Raw genomic sequence first — 18684 nt, 5'->3', positions numbered from 1 at the left:
ATCCCGGATGCAATCCGGGGGCGTCTTTTGCCCGTATGCGCCGCTCGCGGGCAAATCGCTTAGCGATTGGCCTGCGCTGCTTCCAGTTGTTTCTTATGGGTGGCCGCGGCAGTCATGTCGTAGATCACCACGCAGATATGTTCCACCGCGTTGCCCGAACCGCCCAGTGGCAGCAGGGTGACGTTCTGGTACATAAAGTCTTCCTGGCCGGTAATCGGCTGGTAGTTCTTGAAGTGCATCAGGTAGGGATGCTGTTCCCATAGGCTGAAAGCACGGGTGCCCAGCGCTACGACGGTATCCACCTTGCGCCGTAGCCAGGCTTCGTCGATTTCACTGAACAGGCTGAACAGGGTTTTGCCGTGCACCTCGTCCGGGCCCATGCCAGAGTGGTTTTCCATAAAGCTGTTCCACACCTCAACCCGGTATTGGCGGTCGAGCACGATCACGCCAACGTCAATGCACTGCACGATATCGAGCAGCCAGTGAACCTCTTTGATGTCTATCTGTGCTGGCATGGCTTAACTCATCAGGTAGTTGAGTTTGTTGGTCAGGCGCTTGATCGAGTCTTCGGTAAACAGCAGCAATAGATCAAAGTGAATGTTGTGGGCTTCCAGGCTATAGCTCACCTCAATGGCCAGGGTTTTGCGCCAGCGTCGCTGGTTGAGGTGAATCAGCCGCTCGATGGAGGAATGCTGGCCCAACAGCTGTGGATGGCCCTGGGAGAAGCGCACGTCGATCTGTTCGGCGATCCCGGCTAGGCAGGCGCCGGTGAGGATGCTGGCCAGGTCCAGCAGCATTTCCGAGGTCTGGGTGTCGTCTTTCGGCTGCCAGCCCAGCAGCTTCGCCATGTCGGCGACTTCTGAGTCATGGAACAGCAGCAGTGCTTCACCGGCGATGCCATCCCCAATAAAGCCCTGGCACACCGCGCTCAGGCGCTCGCCACGCATGGCGTCGGTGAGGGTCATGTGCAGCTCACTGACCTCGAAGATATTCACCTGGGGCACCGGCAATTGCACAAAAACGTGCAGCACCTTGGCCAGTAACGCGGCGGCGCGGCCCATGGCGACGTTGGTCACTTCGCGCAGAGCATCGCGGAAGTTGACCTTCAACTCATCCAGTACGGCAGCCTGAGCAAGCGCAGTCGGGGTGGCTTTGGGGTCGAACAGGCCCAGTTCGAGCAGGGTGTTACGCAGGGTGTCGGGGTCAGCCGGCTTCTTGATAAAGGCCAGTGCACCGAGTTCTTTCACCCGGCGGACGGCTTCATCCTGCACGTCGCCGGACACCACCACGACCTTGCAGGCGAGGCCCTCAGCGCGCATGGCCGCGAGGGTTTCATAACCGTCCAGCACGGGCATGGTGAGATCCAGCAGCATCACCTGGCCCAGCCCCTGACGCAGCGCGGTCAAGGCTTCTTGGCCATTGGTGGCCTGGCTGATGGTCACTGGCCATTCAGGCGGCAGGGCGCGGATCAACTGCTTGCGCGCCATGTTCGAGTCATCGCAGACCACTAGTGGAATCACGGCTGGAGAGTACCTGTGCGCGTGGAAGAACACCGCTCTGTGACGGTTTTCCCAAGCATAGCCGCTTGAGGCCCGGCGTGTGGGCTTATCTGGTGTGCGGCAGCCAGTTGAGCATGCCTTGGGCGGCGTGGCGGCCGCTGGCAAAGCAGGCGGTCAGCAGGTAGCCGCCAGTGGGCGCTTCCCAGTCAAGCATTTCCCCGGCGCAGAAAGTGCCAGGCAGCGCCTTGAGCATCAGTTGGTCATTCAATTGCTCAAACGGTACGCCGCCGGCTGTGCTGATGGCTTCATCCAATGGCCGCGGACGCACCAGGGTGATCGGCAGGGCCTTGATTGCATTGGCCAGCAGCACGGGATCATTGAAGGCTGCAGCACTGGCCAGTTCCCGCAGCAGAGCAGCTTTGACCCCGTCGATCCCCGCCTGGCGATGCAGGTGTTTAGCCATGGACTGCGAACCGCGCGGTTTGCTCAGGGCTGTCTGCAATTTAGCCAGCGGCGTTTGCGGCAGCAGATCGAGGTGCAGGGTAGCGCTGCCGTGCTGGTTGATCGTCTCGCGAATATCCGCCGACAGGGCGTAGACCAGGCTGCCTTCGATACCGCTGGCGGTCAGCACAAATTCACCCAGACGCGGCGTTTCGCTGGCCAGGTTAAGGCTGACGTTCTTAAGCGGTGCGCCGGCGAACTTGTCCCGCAGAAACGGGCTCCAGGCGCTGACATCGAAGCCGCAGTTGCTCGCCTGCAACGGCGCGATACTCACACCACGGTCTTGCAGCAGGCTGACCCAGGCGCCGTCTGAGCCCAGTCGTGCCCAACTGGCGCCACCCAGGGCCAGCAGCGTGGCGTCGGTAGTCACGGCTTGTTCGCCAGCGGGCGAGGCAATCCGCAGCGCTCCCTCGTTATTCCAGCCCAGCCAGCGGTGGCGGGTGTGGATCTGCACACCCAGCTCACGCAGACGCTTGAGCCAGGCGCGCAGCAGCGGTGCGGCTTTCATATCGGTGGGGAATACCCGCCCCGAAGTGCCGACAAAGGTGTCGATACCCAGGTCGTGAATCCAGGCGCGCAAGGCGTCGGCATCGAGCGCATCTAGCAGCTCGGCCACTTCTGCCTGGCGCGGGCCATAACGAGCGACAAAAGCCGGCTTGGCTTCGGAATGGGTGATATTCATCCCGCCGACCCCGGCCAGCAGGAACTTGCGTCCCACCGAAGGCATGCCGTCGTAAAGATCGACCTGCACACCACCCTGGGCCAGCACTTCGGCCGCCATCAGCCCGGCAGGGCCGCCGCCGATAATGGCAACGCGAGGGGCAAATGCTGGGTGGCTGTCGGTCATGGCGATATCAGGTGGGAATTACGGGCGTGCATTCTAACCGAGCCTGCCGCGACCTTGTCATTTGCCCCGGCTTCGGGCAGGGTCGCGGGAGACTTTTCTGACTGGAGCCCCTTATGTCTGACCTCTACCCCAGCATCGACCCCGACGGCCTGATCGAATACTCGGTGGTTTACACCGACCGCTCCCTCAACCATATGTCGCAGTCGTTTCAGGGCGTGATGACGGATATTTCCAGCACCCTGAAGCAGGTCTACAACGCCCATGCCGTGGCCATCGTGCCCGGTAGCGGCACCTATGGCATGGAGGCTGTAGCGCGTCAGCTGGCCACCGGGCAGAAGTGCCTGGTGCTGCGCAATGGCTGGTTCAGCTACCGCTGGACGCAGATTTTCGAGATGGGCCAGATCCCCTCGGAAGCGATTGTGCTCAAGGCGCGTCCGGTTGCCGAGGGCAGTCAGGCCGCATTTATGCCGCCACGGCTGGTCGATGTGCTGGCGGTGATCGCCGCTGAAAAGCCCCAGGTGGTATTTGCCCCGCACGTGGAAACCTCGTCCGGGATGATCCTGCCGGACGGCTATCTGCGCGCCGTGGCGGATGCTGTGCATGCGGTCGGCGGCCTGTTTGTGCTCGATTGCATCGCCTCCGGCACCCTCTGGGTGGATATGCAGGCCTGCGGTATCGATGTGCTGATCAGCGCCCCGCAAAAAGGCTGGAGCGCCTCGCCCTGCTGCGCCCTGGTGATGCTCAGTGAAGCCGCCCAAGCCCGCGTCGAGGCCACGCAAAGCACCAGCTTTGCCTGTGACCTGAAAAAATGGCTGCAGATCATGCAGGCCTACGAGCAGGGCGGCCACGCTTATCACGCCACCATGCCCAGCGATGCACTGGCGCGCTTTCGCGATGCCATGCGCGAGGCCGAAGCCATCGGCTTTGCCACCGTGCGCAGCCAGCAGCAGGAGCTCGGTGATCGCGTGCGCGCATTACTGGCCAGCAAAGGCTTTAAAAGCGTCGCCGCCGAAGGCTTTGAGGCCCCTGGAGTAGTGGTGTGCTACACCACCGATGCTAGCATCAAGAACGGCAGCAAATTCGCTGCCCAGGGCTTGCAGATTGCTGCCGGCGTGCCGCTGCAGTGCGATGAGCCAGCAGACTTCCAGACCTTCCGCCTGGGCCTGTTTGGGCTGGATAAGCTGGGTAATATCGAGCGCACCGTGGCGACCCTTGAGCAGGCGCTGGATAAGGTGCTGGCGGGGTAATTGGGCGTTGCAGGTGGACAGTCGCTGTTGCCCACCTGCAGGTTAGCCGACCTTGACCGCCTGTAGTGTGTAGCTCAACGGCAGCCTTTCCGGCTGGTTATCCAGCCGCCATTCACCATCCTCGCCCAGGCTCATCTGACCCGGCAGGGCTTCCCAGGGCAGGCTGGTGTGCTCTTCCAAGGCCGTCAGGCGCATGCCGTGGCGCAGCAGCGCGGTGATGATTTCGCCCAGGCCGTGGTTCCATTCGTGGGTGGTGGTGGCGGTCAGCTTGCTGTCGCTTGCCACATAGCTGTATTCGTCATTCCAGACCTGCGGCTCGCTGTGTTCAAAGTAGGAATGGACCATCTGCAGAGCATCTTGGCAGTCCTGGTCGAGCGTCATCAGTACGGGATGCATCTCGCGCAGAAACAGCCGTCCGCCGGGCTTGAGTAGGGCGGCGACATTGCGTGCCCAGTCATCAATATGCGGTAGCCAGTTCAGCGCGCCGATGCCCGTATAAACCAGGTCAAACGAGTGCGCGCCGAGCGCCTTGGCCGCGTCGTACACAGAGGCTTCGACAAATTCGATCTGCTCACCGCAGCTGCTCGCCAGTAGGCGGGCTTGCTCCAACGAGGCTGCAGAGAAATCCAGACCGCTCATCTGCGCGCCCAGACGGGCCAGCGACAGGGTGTCGGTGCCTATATGGCACTGCAGGTGCACCGCGCGCAGGCCGCTGATATCGCCGAGGCGCGGCAGATCAAAGCGCACGACTTCGGATAAATGCGCGGGCGAGGCGATAAACAGCTGAACTTGGTAATCGGGCGACGCCGCATGCAAGGCGGCGCGCTCGTTCCAGTTGGCTTGGTTCAGGGCAAATGAATCATCCATGAGGCTATTCCTTTTCAGTATTGGGCGGCGTTTTTATCCAAGGCGTTCAGTATGGCGTGGGCCGCTTTGATTCTGGCTGCGCTGGGGTAGTTCTTGTTGGCCAGCATGACCAGGCCGAGGTTCTGACTGGGGACAAACACCGCGTAGGCGCCGAAGCCGCCGGTTGAGCCGGTTTTATTGAACATGGTGTCGCTTGGCTCACTTTCCGGTGGTGCGAGACGTGTAGCGGGTTGCGATTCCAGGGCCATGGCCGGGGAGTTGCCGGCCTGCAGGCGCTCCAGGCTGATCGGGTAGGGGTAACGCTCCCAGCCGAGGCCCTGGGTCATCTCGCCGACGCGGTAATAACCGGTGTGGGTCATGGCGATGGCGCGCTGCAGGTCTTTATTCAGGCCGGCAGGATTCAGGTTGGCCTGGACAAAACGCAGCATGTCCCGGGCCGTGGTTTTCACCCCGTAGGCTTCGGCGTCGAGCATGCCCGGGGTGACGCGCAGCGGCTGGTTGTCCTTGCTGTAGCCGAAGGCATAGCGCTGCAGCTGCGCTGTCGGCACTTGGATATAGCTGTGCGACATGCCGAGCGCGGGGAACAGCGTGCCCTCCATCAAGGTGGGGAATGGCTGGCCCATGCTCTTGGCGGCGAGCATGCCGAGCAGGCCGATGCTGGGGTTGGAATAGCGCCGGTGTGTGCCCGCCGCGTATTCAGGCTGCCACTGGCGGTAATAGGCGAGCATGCTGGCCGGGTCGGTCACGTTGTCAGGGAACTGCAGCGGCAGCCCGCCGGCGGTGTAGGTGCCGAGGTTGAGCAAGCTGGCGTGTTCCAGCTGGCTGCCTTGCAGCTCGGGCCAGTGCTGGCCGGCGCTGTCGGCGAGGGTCAGCTTGCCGGTAGCCTGGGCCAGGGCGGCGAGGGTGGCGGTAAGCGGTTTGCTCAGCGAGCCGATTTCAAACAGTGTGTCGCTGGTTACCGCTTGCTGGTCGTCCAGGCGCGCCACGCCGTAGTTGAAGTAGTGCGCCTGGCCGTTATACGTAATCGCCACGGCCATGCCGGCAATATCGTGTTCCGCCATTACTGGGCGAATGGTGGCGTCCACCCGCGATTGCAGTGTGTCGTCGGCATGGGCGGCGCTGCCGAGTGCGAGTATGGCCAGCAGGGCCGGCAAGGTGTTGAGTTTTGCGTACATGCTGGGCGAATTCCTTGGTCGTGAAGATGCGCGATGTGACAGCGCCTATGGCGCTTTTATCCCAGCCCACGCATTTGCCAGACCTTGGCTGCGCAGTGATGCAGAATCCCGTGGCGCCTGGCCAGGGCCATGCGGTCCTTGTCGTAGCCGCCGCCGATCAGGCCGACCACCGGAATATCGCGGCTCAGGCAGTGGTTAAGCACAGCTTCGTCACGGGCGGCAATGCCCGCATCCGTGAGGTTGAGGTAGCCGAGGGCATCGTGCTGGTGCACGTCAACGCCAGCGTCATACAACACGATATCTGGCTGATACAGCGGTAGCAGGTAGTTGAGGGTGTCATCCACCACCTTCAGATACTCGGCGTCGCCCATACCGTTGGGCAAGGGAATGTCCCAGTCGCTGGCTGCTTTGCGCGCCGGGTAGTTCTTTTCGCAGTGCAGCGACACGGTGATCGCTTCCGGGGTGTTCTCAAGCAGGCGCGCGGTGCCATCGCCTTGATGCACGTCGCAGTCGAAGATCAGCACGCGCTGGGCCTTGCCGCTGGCCAGCAGGTACTGGCTGATCACTGCCAGGTCATTGAAGATGCAGAAGCCGGCCGGATGGTCGTAATGCGCATGGTGGGTGCCGCCGGCCAGGTGGCAGGCTAGACCGTGTTGCAGCGCTTGCTCCGCCGCCAGCAGCGAGCCACCCACGGCCCGAATGGTGCGCTGCGCCAGGGCTGCACTCCAGGGCAGGCCGAGGCGGCGTTGTTCTTCATACGCCAGTTCGCCGCTGGCGAAACGCTGGATATAAGCCGGGCAGTGGGCCAGGGCGAGTATATCGGCGGGGCACAGTTCGGGGCGCAGCAGTTCGGCATCGGTGTTCAGACCGCTTTCCACCAGGTGATCGCGCAGCAGGCGAAACTTCTCCATGGGGAAGCGGTGGTTGGCCGGGAAGGGCGGGCTGTAATCGTCGTGGTAGACCAGCGGCAGGCGCATGGTGGCGGGCTCGGGCGGAAGTGGCCAAAGTATGGCGGCAGGCTCTGCTTGCGCTCAAGCTCCGCGCTCGATTGGCTAGAATGCTGCCATTATTGTCCACATCCATCTTTCAGTCGGGCCGACAAGCGTTGGCAAAGTCTTTACCATCTCGCCCCCAGCCAGATGCGTTCACAGGAGAGCATGCATGAGTCAGGTGTTGAATGAGTTGGTCGCCCTGCTGACCCTGGAAACCATCGAAGAGAATTTGTTTCGCGGCGTCAGCCAGGACCTCGGCTTTCGCCAGCTGTATGGCGGCCAAGTGCTCGGCCAATGTGTATCGGCGGCCAGTCAGACGGTCGAGGCCGCGCGCCATGTGCATTCCATGCACGGCTATTTCCTGCGCCCCGGCGATGCCACGTTGCCGGTGGTGTATCAGGTTGAGCGCGTACGCGACGGCGGCAGTTTTAGCACGCGGCGGGTGACGGCGATCCAGAAGGGTAAGCCGATCTTTACCTGCAGCGCGTCGTTCCAGTTCGATGAAGAGGGCTTTCATCACCAGAACAGCATGCCGGACGTGCCGGGGCCTGACGGCCTCAAATCGGAAACCGAACTGGCGCGCCTGGTGGTGGATGCCTTGCCAGAGCGCATGCGTGAGCGCGCGGTAAGCGACAAACCGATCGAGATCCGTCCCGTCACCCTGAGCAACCCGTTTGCGCCCAAACCCAGCGAACCGGTCAAGCATGTGTGGTTCCGTGCGGCTGGGGAACTGCCGGATGATCCTCAGCTGCACAAGTACCTGTTGGGTTACGCCAGCGACTTCAACCTGCTGACCACCTCGATGCTGCCGCATGGCGTGTCGGTGTGGCAGAAATTCATGCAGGTCGCCAGCCTCGACCACTCGCTGTGGTTCCACGGCAACCTGCGCATGGACGACTGGCTGCTCTACAGCATGGACAGCCCTTGGGCCGGCAATGCACGTGGCTTCTCCCGTGGCAGCATCTTCAACCGCCAGGGACAGTTGGTCGCCTCGGTCGCCCAAGAAGGGCTGACTCGGGTTCGTGAGGACTGGAAGTGAGCCTGAGCGCTGCCCGCCATTGGGTGTTCGATATGGACGGCACCCTGACCCTGGCGGTGCACGACTTCGAGGCGATCAAGCGGGCGTTGGATATTCCGCTAGCTGAAGACATTCTTGGCTATCTGGCGTCGTTGCCTGAGGCGGTGGCTGCGGCCAAACATGCCTGGCTGCTGGAGCATGAGCGTGAACTGGCTTTGGCTTCGCAGCCAGCCCCCGGGGCGATTGAGCTGGTGCGCGAGCTGCGCGGGCGTGGTTGCCGGCTTGGCATTCTCACCCGCAACGCCCATGAACTGGCGCTGCTGACCCTGCGCGCCATCGGTCTGGACGACTGCTTTGCCGTGCCGGACGTAATTGGCCGTGACGAGGCGCCGCCCAAGCCTGATCCGGGTGGCCTGTTGCATTTCGCTCGCACCTGGCAGGTTGCACCGAGCGAGCTGGTGATGGTGGGTGACTACCGCTTTGACCTGGAGTGTGCCCGCGCTGCCGGCGCGCGCAGCGTGCTGGTCAACCTGGCGGAAAACCCTTGGCCGGAGTTGGCCGATCATTTCGCAGTAGATTGCCGGGCGTTGCAGCAGGCGATCTAAGAGCCTGCTTACGATCTGCTGCGCGTCGGCCATCCGGCGTTAAAAACAGCCTCGGAATGCTCATTTACAGCTCGTAAACTCCGCTTCCTCGGCTGTTTTTGCCTTGTCTGGCTCTAGCTCGCGAGATCGTAAACAGGCTCTAAGCCTTCAATGGCAACAGCCTGACTCCAGATCCTTGAGGATCGGGCAGTCCGGTCGGTCGTTGCCCTGGCAGTTGTCCATCAACTCCTTGAGGGTGTCGCGCAGGCCGCTGAGTTCGCTGATCTTGCGTTCCAACTCGGTGATATGTGCAGCGGCCAGTGCTTTGACATCGGCGCTGGCGCGTTGGCGGTCCTGCCACAGGGCCAGTAGCTGGCTGACTTCGGCCAGGGAAAAGCCCAGATCGCGCGAGCGTTTGATAAACGCCAGGCGATGCAGGTCCTGCTGGCTGTACTGACGGTAACCGCTTTCGCTGCGGTCGGCCTCGGGCAGTAGGTCGATACTTTCGTAGTAGCGAATCATCTTGGCGCTAAGGCCGGTTTTCTTGGCGGCTTGGCCGATATTCATCGTTTTCTCCTGCCCTGCGGCTTATTCGTGTTCCTTGGGTTTCCAGGTTTTCAGCAGCAAGGCATTGCTCACCACACTGACGCTGGACAACGCCATGGCTGCGCCGGCGAGCATCGGATTGAGCAGGCCGGCGGCCGCCAGGGGAATACCGATCAGGTTATAGGCGAAGGCCCAGAACAGGTTCTGGCGGATTTTGTTGTAGGTGCGTCGGCTGATATCCAGGGCGTCGGCCACCAGGCGCGGGTCGCCGCGCATCAGGGTGATGCCGGCGGCGTGCATGGCCACATCGGTACCACTGCCCATGGCGATGCCGACATCGGCGGCGGCCAGCGCTGGCGCGTCGTTGATGCCGTCGCCGACCATGGCTACCACCGCGTTTTTTTTCAGCTCACTGATGATCGCCGCTTTGTCCGCCGGCAGCACTTCGGCATGCGCGGCGCTGATGCCCAGGGCGTCGGCCACCGCCTTGACGCTGCCGGGGTTGTCGCCGCTGATCAGATGGCTGGCAATACCTTGGGCGGTCAGCGCGGCGATGGCATCAACGGCGCCGGGTTTGAGCATGTCACCAAAGGCGAACAGGCCGAGCACCTGCGGTTGCGGTGCCAATTCCAGTAGCCAGGACAGGGTGCGGCCTTCGGCCTCCCAGGCCAGGGCGTCAGCGGCCAGTTCGTCGTGGTGCAGGAAGTGTTCTTCCAGCAGGCGTTTGTTGCCCAGCGCCAGTTGCCGCTCGCCGATCTGCCCGGCGATACCGCGCCCGGCCAGCGCCTTGCTGTGGCTGACGTCGGCGAGGCTCAGTTGTTGTTCTGTGCACTGATCCAACACCGCCTTGGCCAGCGGATGTTCGCTGCCGCGCTGCAGGGCGCCGGCCAGTTGCAGCAGCTGGGTCGTGTCGCTGTCTACTGCACGCAGGTGGGCGATACGCGGCGCGCCAGAGGTCAGGGTGCCGGTTTTATCGAAGGCCACCAGGGTCACCGAATGGGCGATTTCCAGGGCTTCGGCATCCTTGATCAGAATACCGTGGCGCGCCGCCACGCCGGTGCCGGCCATGATCGCGGTGGGTGTGGCCAGACCGAGGGCGCAGGGGCAGGCGATGACCAGCACGGCCACGGCATTGAGCAGCGCGGTTTCGAAATCCGCGCCAATCAGCAGCCAGCCGAGCAGCGTAGCCAGGGCGATCAGCAGCACGCTGGGCACGAAGACCTGGCTGACTTTATCCACCAGCTTCTGGATCGGCGATTTCGCTGCCTGGGCATCTTCGACCAGGCGAATAATCCGTGACAGCACGGTTTCCGCGCCGAGGGCGTTGGTTTCCACCAGCAGGCGGCCTTCGCCGTTGATTGCCCCTGCCGTGACGCTATCATCCGGCTGTTTGGGTTGTGGCAGGCTTTCGCCGCTGATCAGGGCTTCGTCGGCATGACTTTGGCCTTCGCGAACCAGGCCATCGACCGGGAAGCGCTCGCCGGGCTTGACCACAATCAGGTCGCCCAGCTGCAGTTCGCCCAGCGCCACCCATTGCTCGACGCCGTCCTGCAGGCGCAGGGCGCGTTCCGGACGCAGCGCCTGCAGAGCGCGTATGGCGCTGCTGGTCTGACGTTTAGCGCGGCTTTCCAGGAATTTGCCGAGCAGGATCAGCGTGATGATCACTGCCGAGGCTTCGAAGTATAGGTGCGGCATGCTGCCAGCCGGGTTTGCCGCCCACTGATACAGGCTCAGGCCGTAGGCGGCGCTGGTACCGATGGCCACCAGCTGGTCCATATTACCGGCGCGGGCGCGCAGGGCGCTCCAGGCCGCGCGGTAGAAGCGCGCACCGAAGATGAATTGTACCGGTGTGGCCAGGGCGAATTGCAGCCAGGCCGGTAGCATCCAGTGCAGGCCGAAGGGTTCGACGAGCATGGGAATGACCAGCGGTACGGTCAGCACAATGGCAAGCAGCAGGGCCCAGCGCTCGCGCTGCAGATGCCGCTCAGCTGTTGGTTGGGCCTGGGTTGCATCGTCCAGCACGCTGGCGCGGTAGCCGGCCTGGCTGACGGCCTGCAGCAGAGCGTTGTGATCGGTGCCACGCAGTACCTGCAGCTGCGCCCGCTCGCTGGCCAGGTTGACGCTGACCGAGAGCACGCCCGGTTGCTGCGCCAGGGCGCGTTCGATACGCCCCGCGCAGCTGGCGCAGGTCATGCCAGAAAGAGCCAGCTCCAGACGCTCGCTGGGCACCTCATAACCAGCCGCGCTAACGGCATTGACCAGTTGCTTCAGGCTGTCGGCAGGCGCTTCGACCCGCGCCTGTTCACTGGCGAGGTTGATGCTGACACTGGCGACATCCGCCACCTTGGCCAGGGCGCGCTCGACCCGCCCGGCGCAGCTGGTGCAGGTCATGCCGCTGATAGGCAGGTTGAAGGTAGTGAGGCTGGACATGGGTGGTCCTCTATTGAGTTCCAGCACAGGATCAACCTTGCCATGTGGGTAAGGTCAAGCCGTTATATCCCTTGACCTTACGCTTATGGCAAGGGCAACACTCAGCTAACCGTTTATCATGCGGTTTATTAATTCAGGAGGTTGTTTATGCAAGTTTCTCAGGTTCACGCATTCCGGGTTGATGGCATGACTTGCCAACATTGCGTCAAAACCATCACCGAGGCGCTGTTGGCCTGTGATCCGGCGGCGGATGTGAAAGTGAAATTTCCCGGCGGTGAGGTGCGGGTGAGCAGCAGCATGCCGGTGGATCAGTTGATGGTGGCCATCGTTGAGCAGGGCTACGGGGTTAGCCTGGCGTAAGCAAAGTTGCGTCTGGCCAATCGCGGATCAGCCCACGAAAGCAGGCATCGATCATCGGCGCAGCATCGCTGAGCGGGTCGAATAAATTGGGATCGCGCAACCAATCGTGGAATAAACCGACAATCAGCGCGTGCACAGCCCTCGCTGCAAGGCGCGGACTCAACCCAGGGTGCAGCCGTGATGCGACGGACGGTGCACTGAACTGCTGTTCGCAGAGCGCGATAAACAGATTGATAAAGGCTTCGTGGCGTTCTTCGGCCTCGCGCAGCTCTTCGGTGAACTCACATCGGCGCAGCAAAATCGTGAAGATGCGGCGTTTTTGTTGATCGCGCGCCAGGTTTTCGATGGCCTCGATACACAGCTCTCGCAGGGTCATGAGCGGGTCATGGGCCGGGCAGCCGCGCAATCGCTCGGCCAATTGCTCGGGTGGCAGACGGACTTGGCCGAGCATGGCGTTGAACAGATCCGCCTTGTTGGCAAAGTGCCAATACACCGCGCCGCGCGTTACCCCTGCATGCCGGGCGATGTGCTCCAGGCTGGTGTGCGCTACACCTTTTTCCAGAAACAGCGTTTCGGCGGCCTCAAGGATGGCGCAACGGGTTTTCTCGGCTTCTTCTTTGGTTCGACGCATGGCAGTAGGCGTATTTCTGGCTAGGCTCAGGACAAAGTGTAATGAACTTATGGGTAATGTTCTATTTACAAACACTCGTGTATGTAACTAGCATTGCCGGTCTCAAACGTTGCACCTTGCGTTTATTCGGAGACATCCATGCTTTTTCCCCGTCGCCTGCCGGTCACTGCCGGTTCCTTGCTGTTGGCTTTTTGGGCCGCCCCGTTGTTTGCTGCCGACGCTGCGCCAGCGCCCGAGGTGGTGGTCGAAACCGTGAAGGCCGAGGCGTTGCCGCTGGAGCTTGAATATTCCGCGCGCACTGCCGGCTTCCGCGAAGTGCAGGTGCGGGCTCAGGTCAGCGGCATTCTGCAGGAGCGGACTTACCTGGAAGGTAGCCAGGTCAAGAAAGGCCAGGTGATGTTCCGCATCGACCCGCGCACCTACCAGGCCGCCCTGAGCCGTGCCAAGGGTGCGTTGGCGCAAGAGCAGGCGCGCTATCGGCAGACCGAGCGTGACCTCAAACGCATCCGCGAACTGCAGAAAAAGGGCTTTGCCAGCGAAAGTGAACTGGACAATGCCATCTCCAATTTCGAGCAGAGCAAGGCGAATATCCAGGCCGCCGAGGCTGAGGTGCAGTCCAAGCAGATCGACCTCGACTACACCACGGTAAAAGCGCCGATCTCCGGTATCACCAGTAAGGAAACCGTGTCCGAAGGCAGCCTGATGGTGGCCGGCGATCCGAGTGCCAGCCTGCTGAGCAACATCACCCAACTGGACCCGATTTACGTCAACTTTGCCGCCCCCGATTCCGATGTGGAAAGCGTGCGCAGTGGGCTGCAAAACGGCAGCCTGGTGCTGCCCGAAGACGGCAAGATGAGTGTGCAGATCAAGCTCGGTGACGGCAGTGTCTACCCGCTGGAAGGCAAGGTGGACTTTACCGACAGCCTGGTGGATCGCGGCACTGGCACCGTCAGCGCGCGTGCTGTGGTGCCTAACCCGGATCAAACGCTGTTGCCGGGTCAGTTCGTCCGCGTGCAGGTCAAAGGCCTGAGTATTCCCAATGCCATGACCCTGCCAGAGCGCGCGATTGCCCAGGGCCCAGGCGGAACATTTGTCTATGTGGTGGACGATGGCGGTGTTGCGCGTAAGCGTCAGGTCACCACCGGGCATACGGCTAAAGGCCGCTGGGTGATTGTGTCCGGTATCAGCGCTGGCGATCGGGTGATTGTCGAAGGCCTGCCGAAAGTGCGTCCAGACAGCCCCGTCAAAGTTGTTGCCCCTGCCACCAGCCAATCCTAAGGAGCGTACCCGGTGATCTCACGCTTCTTTATCGACCGCCCGGTATTTTCCGCGGTCATCTCGATCATCATCGTGCTGGCGGGCCTGATGGCCATGCGCTCGCTGCCGATCGCCCAGTACCCACAGATCCTGCCGCCGCAGGTGTCGGTCAGCGCCAGCTACGCCGGTGCCAGCGCCCAGGTGATTGCTGAAACAGTGGCAGCGCCGCTGGAGCAGTCGATCAACGGCGTGGAGGGGATGATCTACCAGCAGTCCAACTCCGGCGGCAACGCCATGAGTCTGTCGGTGTACTTCGAGGTAGGCCGCGACCCCGACCAGGCCACTATCGACGTCAACAACCGGGTGCAGGCTGCACTGGCCAAACTGCCGGAAGAAGTGCGCCGGCAGGGCGTCAAGGTGCAGAAGAAGTCTTCGGACATTCTTCAGGTGGTCACCCTGTACTCGCCGGATGGTTCGCGCGACCCGGTGTATATCAGCAACTATGCGCTGATCAACGTGATCGACGAACTCAAGCGTCTACCAGGCGTGGGTGATGTCAGCCAGTTCGGCTCGAAAGACTATTCCATGCGCATCTGGCTGCGTCCGGACAAGCTGGCGCAGTACAACCTGACGCCGACCGATGTGGTCAATTCGATCCGTGAGCAAAACTCGCAGTTCGCCGCCGGCAGCTTCGGCCAGCAGCCGCTCAAGCAGAAGCAGGATTTCACCTATACGGTGACAACCCAGGGCCGGTTCACCGACCCGAAAGAGTTTGAGAACGTCATCCTGCGCACCGATGATACCGGTGCCAGCCTGCTGCTCAAGGACGTTGCACGGATCGAACTGGGTGCCCAGGACTACTCGCTGATGACCTCGCTCAACGGTCAGCAGAACGCTGCTTTCGGTGTGTACCTGCAGCCCGGCGCGAATGCTCTGGACACTGCCGAGGCGGTGAGCAAGACGCTCGATCGTTTGTCGAAGAACTTCCCCAGCGGTATGACCTACAAGGTGCCGTACGACACCACCAAGTTCGTTCAGGTGTCGATTGATGAAGTGATCAAGACCTTCTTCGAAGCCTTGATCCTGGTTGTGCTGGTCGTATTTATCTTCCTGCAGAACTGGCGCGCCACGCTGATCCCGGTGCTGGCAATTCCCGTTTCGCTGGTCGGTACTTTCGCCGGCATGTACATGCTCGGGTTCTCGATCAATCTGCTGACCCTGTTCGGCATGGTGCTGGCCATCGGTATCGTGGTGGACGACGCCATTGTGGTGATCGAAAACGTCGAGCGGGTAATGGCTACCGACAAGATCGGCCCGCGTGAAGCGACCATCAAGGCCATGGAAGAAGTGACCGGGCCGATCATCGCCATCGTGCTGGTGCTCTGCGCGGTATTCGTGCCAGTGGGCTTCCTAGGCGGCCTGGCCGGGGAGATGTATAAACAGTTCGCCATCACCATTGCCGTATCGGTGGTGATCTCCGGCATCGTCGCCCTGACTCTGAGCCCGGCACTATGCGCCTTGCTGCTCAAGCCCGGGCACCACGAACCGGCGGCGCCATTCCGGGCCTTCAACCGGGTCTTCGACAAACTGACCAATGGTTACACCGCTGGTGTGCGCTTCTTCCTCAAGCGTTCGGCAGTCGGCCTGCTGCTATTCGGCGCGATGATCGCGGTGATGGTGCTGCTGTTCAACCGGGTGCCCAGCTCCCTGGTGCCCAATGAAGACCAGGGCTATGTGATCAACGCCTACTTCCTGCCGCCTGCCGCGTCGCTGACCCGCACCGAGAAACTCACCGGTGACGTGACCCAGCAGTTGATGGCGCACCCAGCGGTGCAGGATGTGGTGACCTTTGCCGGCTTCGACGTGCTGACCTTCGGCACCCGCAGCAACGCAGGGGTGTCCTTCGTGCCGCTGAAAGACTGGAGTGAGCGCACCACGCCTGAATTGGATGCGCGAAACCTGACCGGTGAATTCATGGGTATGGGCGCTGCGCAGAAGGATGGCGTGGTACTCAGTTTCAATCCGCCACCGATCACCGGTATGAGCACCACCGGCGGTTTTGAAGGCTTTATTCAGGACCGCAGTGGCGGCACCACCGCCGAGCTGGCGGCCAAGGTTCAGGCCTTCCTCGCCGCCGCCGCGAAGCGCCCTGAGCTGGCAGGGGTGCAGAGCACCTTCAGCGCCAACGTGCCGCAATACTTTATCGATCTGGACCGGACCAAGGCGCGCGCCCTAGGTGTGGCAGTGAATGATGTATTCACCGCCATGCAAGCGACCTTTGGCAGCTACTACGTCAACGATTTCAGCCTGTATGGCCGTACCTTCCAGGTCAGCCTGCAGGCCGAAGCGGAGTTCCGCAGCAAGCCGGAAGATTTGTCCCAGGTCTATGTGCGCGCGGGCAGTGGCGAGCTGGTATCGCTGGCCAGCCTGGTCAAGGTTGAGCGGATTCTCGGCCCGGATACCTATGCACGCTTCAACGTCTACCCGGCGGCGAAGATCCTTGGCGGGCCTGCACCTGGCTACAGCTCCGGTCAGGCGCTCAGCGCGATTCAGCAAGTGGCGGATGAGGTGCTCGGTAGCGATTACAGCATCGGTTGGACCGGCTCGGCTTTCCAGGAAGTGGCATCGCAAGGTTCGGGCAGCAGTGCCTTTATCTTCGGCCTGATTATGGTGTTCCTGATCCTCGCTGCCCAGTATGAACGCTGGACCCTGCCGCTGGCCGTGGTTACGGCGGTGCCGTTTGCGGTATTCGGGGCGATTCTCGCGGTGTGGCTGCGCGGCATCGAGAACGACCTGTACTTCCAGGTTGGTCTGGTGACCCTAATCGGCTTGGCGGCGAAGAACGCCATTCTGATCGTCGAGTTCGCCGTGCTCTGCCGGCATCAGGGCATGGGCATCTTTGAGTCGGCACTGGAAGCCTCGCGCCTGCGGTTCCGTCCGATCATCATGACTTCGCTGGCCTTCATCCTCGGTGTTGTGCCGTTGGCGATCAGCTCGGGCGCAGGCTCAGCGAGTCGTCACTCGATCGGCACCGGGGTAATCGGCGGGATGATGGCGGCAACCTTCCTGGCGATCTTCCTGATTCCGATGTTCTACCTGTTGGTGGAATCGTTGGCAGAGAAGGTCGGCAAGGGCCGGAAAAAAGCCGACACCTCCATTTGATGTTCTGGCTTTAACGTGGGGCGTAGGTTGGCTTGCAGCGCACAGCGCAAGTCAGCCGGCGCCTTTTTTGCTTTCCTGGGTTCACTCCGAGCAGGCCATATGCGCTGAGCCTGCCTCTGTTACCACTTCTTGTCTGGACACCCATGCCGTTACGTCTTTTGTTGGTTCTCGGTGCATTAAGCGCTTTTGGCCCGTTGGCTATCGATTTTTACCTGCCGAGCTTCCCAACCTTGGCACGTGCATTTGCCACGGATGTGGAGCACGTGCAGCTGTCGTTGGCAGCCTACTTTGCTGGCCTGGCCATCGGTCAACTGGCCTACGGCCCACTGGCAGACCGCTTTGGTCGGCGTAAACCTCTGCTGGTCGGCGTCATGCTGTTCAGTCTGGCATCACTGGCCTGTGCCCTGGCGCCCAGCCTGGAATGGCTCATTACTGCACGCTTTGTACAGGCCTTGGGCGGTTGCGCCGGGATGGTGGTATCGCGGGCGGTGGTGCGCGACCTGTGTGATCCGATCAGCTCGGCCAAGGTGTTTTCCCAGCTGATGCTGGTGATGGGCCTGGCGCCGATTCTCGCGCCGCTGGGCGGTGGGTTGCTGCTCAGTACGCTGGGCTGGCCGTCGATTTTTATTTGCCTGACGCTGTTCAGCTTTATCTGCCTATTGGCAGTGGCAAGGTGGTTGCCGGAAACCCTGGCCAAAGACGCACCGCCTGCGCCTTTGCGTGGCGCGTTGGGGGAATACAGGCGGCTGTTCGCTGACTTGCCGTTTCTGGGGTACGCGTTGACCGGCGGCTGTGCGATCGCCGGGATGTTTGCTTATATCGCCGGCTCGCCATTCGTATTTATCGAGCTGTATGGCATCCCCGCCGAGCATTACGGTTGGCTGTTCGGCAGCAACGCCCTGGGCTTTATTCTGGTTGCGCAGCTGAATGCCTGGCTGGTGGCGCGGCACGGCCCGGCGTACTGGCTAGGTAAGACTGTGTGGTTCTACCTGGCTTGTGGCCTGGCGCTGCTGCTGGTGGCACTGGCCAAGCCACAGGCCTTGTGGCCGCTGCTTATTCCCTTGTTCGGCTGCATTGCCAGCTTGGGCATTCTTCTGCCCAACGCCTCGGCCTGCGCCATGGCGGGGCAGGGTAGCCATGCCGGCAGTGCGTCAGCGCTGCTGGGTAGCCTGCAATTCGTGATCGCCGCCAGTGCCGCCGCCATGGTTGGCGTGCTGCATGACGGCAGTGCCTGGCCGGTTGCCGTGGTGATATTCGGTTGCGGGGTATTGGCCGTGAGCTTTTCCCTCTTTACCCGTTGGGTCGAGCGTGGTGTGGGCCGCGCTTAGGCTCAGCTGGCCGCCCGCCGATGTGCCACAGGCAATTCATGTGGCGCACTGAGGCGCGCTTGCAGGGTGCTGACAAACTGGCGTGCTTCACTTTCACTGCGAAAGGTCACACTTTGCTTACCTAAGCAGACTTGCCAGCCGGGACCTGCGGCCGTTTTGACCGGTTGGATCATGACATTCATCGCCGAGCCTCCCCTGTAAGAACCCGTTATGAACCCTCGGTGGCTGTTAACGCCCAGG

At 61.9% G+C, this 18684-nt stretch carries 16 protein-coding genes; 7 read left to right on the top strand and 9 right to left on the bottom strand.

Translation table 11 applies throughout. The annotated features are described in order from the left end of the window. Nucleotides 1-59 precede the first annotated feature (59 nt). The 3 genes from ALTER154_RS17885 to ALTER154_RS17875 form a co-directional block, all read right to left on the bottom strand. A complete protein-coding gene (locus ALTER154_RS17885; protein WP_090255456.1) occupies nt 60-515 on the bottom strand; it encodes a PAS domain-containing protein in 456 nt (151 codons plus the stop codon). A gap of 3 nt (nt 516-518) precedes the next feature. Further along, entirely contained in the window at nt 519-1487 is a 969-nt protein-coding gene (locus ALTER154_RS17880; protein WP_178093219.1) for a response regulator, read from the bottom strand. Nucleotides 1488-1605: 118 nt separating this feature from the next. Then, the gene (locus ALTER154_RS17875) at nt 1606-2847 is read right to left on the bottom strand and encodes a TIGR03862 family flavoprotein (protein ID WP_160089086.1); all 1242 of its coding nucleotides are present in this window, start codon (nt 2845-2847) and stop codon (nt 1606-1608) included. A gap of 113 nt (nt 2848-2960) precedes the next feature. Here ALTER154_RS17875 and ALTER154_RS17870 point away from each other — a divergent pair, with 113 nt between their 5' ends. Next, a complete protein-coding gene (locus ALTER154_RS17870) occupies nt 2961-4094 on the top strand; it encodes an aminotransferase class V-fold PLP-dependent enzyme (RefSeq protein ID WP_160089084.1) in 1134 nt (377 codons plus the stop codon). 42 nt (nt 4095-4136) lie between these two features. Here the strand turns inward: ALTER154_RS17870 and ALTER154_RS17865 are convergent, their stop codons facing one another. Genes ALTER154_RS17865 through ALTER154_RS17855 form a run of 3 tightly spaced genes read right to left on the bottom strand, consistent with a single transcriptional unit; the run spans nt 4137 to nt 7113 of the window. Next, a complete protein-coding gene (locus ALTER154_RS17865; protein WP_160089082.1) occupies nt 4137-4961 on the bottom strand; it encodes a bifunctional 2-polyprenyl-6-hydroxyphenol methylase/3-demethylubiquinol 3-O-methyltransferase UbiG in 825 nt (274 codons plus the stop codon). Between the two features lie 14 nt (nt 4962-4975). Then, nucleotides 4976-6136, bottom strand: a complete 1161-nt coding sequence (gene ampC / locus ALTER154_RS17860) for a class C beta-lactamase (protein WP_160089080.1) — start codon at nt 6134-6136, stop codon at nt 4976-4978. 56 nt (nt 6137-6192) lie between these two features. Continuing rightward, nucleotides 6193-7113 (bottom strand): histone deacetylase, encoded by a 921-nt coding sequence (locus tag ALTER154_RS17855; RefSeq protein WP_160089078.1) that lies wholly within the window; start codon nt 7111-7113, stop codon nt 6193-6195. A 184-nt stretch (nt 7114-7297) separates the two neighbouring features. On the opposite strand from ALTER154_RS17855, the gene tesB reads away from it, so the two are divergent. Then, nucleotides 7298-8167, top strand: a complete 870-nt coding sequence (tesB, locus tag ALTER154_RS17850) for an acyl-CoA thioesterase II (RefSeq protein ID WP_160089076.1) — start codon at nt 7298-7300, stop codon at nt 8165-8167. Next, nucleotides 8164-8751 (top strand): HAD family hydrolase, encoded by a 588-nt coding sequence (locus ALTER154_RS17845; RefSeq protein ID WP_090255439.1) that lies wholly within the window; start codon nt 8164-8166, stop codon nt 8749-8751. Before tesB ends, ALTER154_RS17845 begins: the two co-directional genes overlap by 4 nt. Nucleotides 8752-8898: 147 nt before the next feature. Here the strand turns inward: ALTER154_RS17845 and cueR are convergent, their stop codons facing one another. Next, entirely contained in the window at nt 8899-9297 is a 399-nt protein-coding gene (cueR, locus tag ALTER154_RS17840; protein WP_160089074.1) for a Cu(I)-responsive transcriptional regulator, read from the bottom strand. A 21-nt stretch (nt 9298-9318) separates the two neighbouring features. Then, nucleotides 9319-11706 (bottom strand): heavy metal translocating P-type ATPase, encoded by a 2388-nt coding sequence (locus tag ALTER154_RS17835; protein WP_160089072.1) that lies wholly within the window; start codon nt 11704-11706, stop codon nt 9319-9321. A gap of 147 nt (nt 11707-11853) precedes the next feature. Between ALTER154_RS17835 and ALTER154_RS17830 the strand changes: the two genes are divergently transcribed. Then, a complete protein-coding gene (locus ALTER154_RS17830) occupies nt 11854-12066 on the top strand; it encodes a heavy-metal-associated domain-containing protein (RefSeq protein ID WP_090255433.1) in 213 nt (70 codons plus the stop codon). Here the strand turns inward: ALTER154_RS17830 and ALTER154_RS17825 are convergent. Then, nucleotides 12053-12697, bottom strand: a complete 645-nt coding sequence (locus ALTER154_RS17825) for a TetR family transcriptional regulator (protein ID WP_160089070.1) — start codon at nt 12695-12697, stop codon at nt 12053-12055. The genes ALTER154_RS17830 and ALTER154_RS17825 overlap by 14 nt on opposite strands. A 138-nt stretch (nt 12698-12835) precedes the next feature. Between ALTER154_RS17825 and ALTER154_RS17820 the strand changes: the two genes are divergently transcribed. The 3 genes from ALTER154_RS17820 (at nt 12836) to ALTER154_RS17810 (ending at nt 18444) form a co-directional block, all read left to right on the top strand. After that, complete coding sequence (locus tag ALTER154_RS17820) at nt 12836-13975, top strand: efflux RND transporter periplasmic adaptor subunit (RefSeq protein WP_160089068.1); 1140 nt, start codon at nt 12836-12838, stop codon at nt 13973-13975. 12 nt (nt 13976-13987) lie between these two features. Next, a complete protein-coding gene (locus ALTER154_RS17815; RefSeq protein WP_160089066.1) occupies nt 13988-17116 on the top strand; it encodes an efflux RND transporter permease subunit in 3129 nt (1042 codons plus the stop codon). Nucleotides 17117-17259: 143 nt separating this feature from the next. Beyond that, nucleotides 17260-18444 (top strand): multidrug effflux MFS transporter, encoded by a 1185-nt coding sequence (locus ALTER154_RS17810; protein WP_160089064.1) that lies wholly within the window; start codon nt 17260-17262, stop codon nt 18442-18444. The last annotated feature ends 240 nt before the right edge of the window (nt 18445-18684 follow it).

The sequence above is a fragment of the Pseudomonas sp. 9AZ genome (assembly GCF_902506525.1).
Taxonomy (GTDB): Bacteria; Pseudomonadota; Gammaproteobacteria; order Pseudomonadales; family Pseudomonadaceae; genus Aquipseudomonas; species Aquipseudomonas peli.
This window is presented reverse-complemented; position numbering and strand designations above follow the sequence as displayed.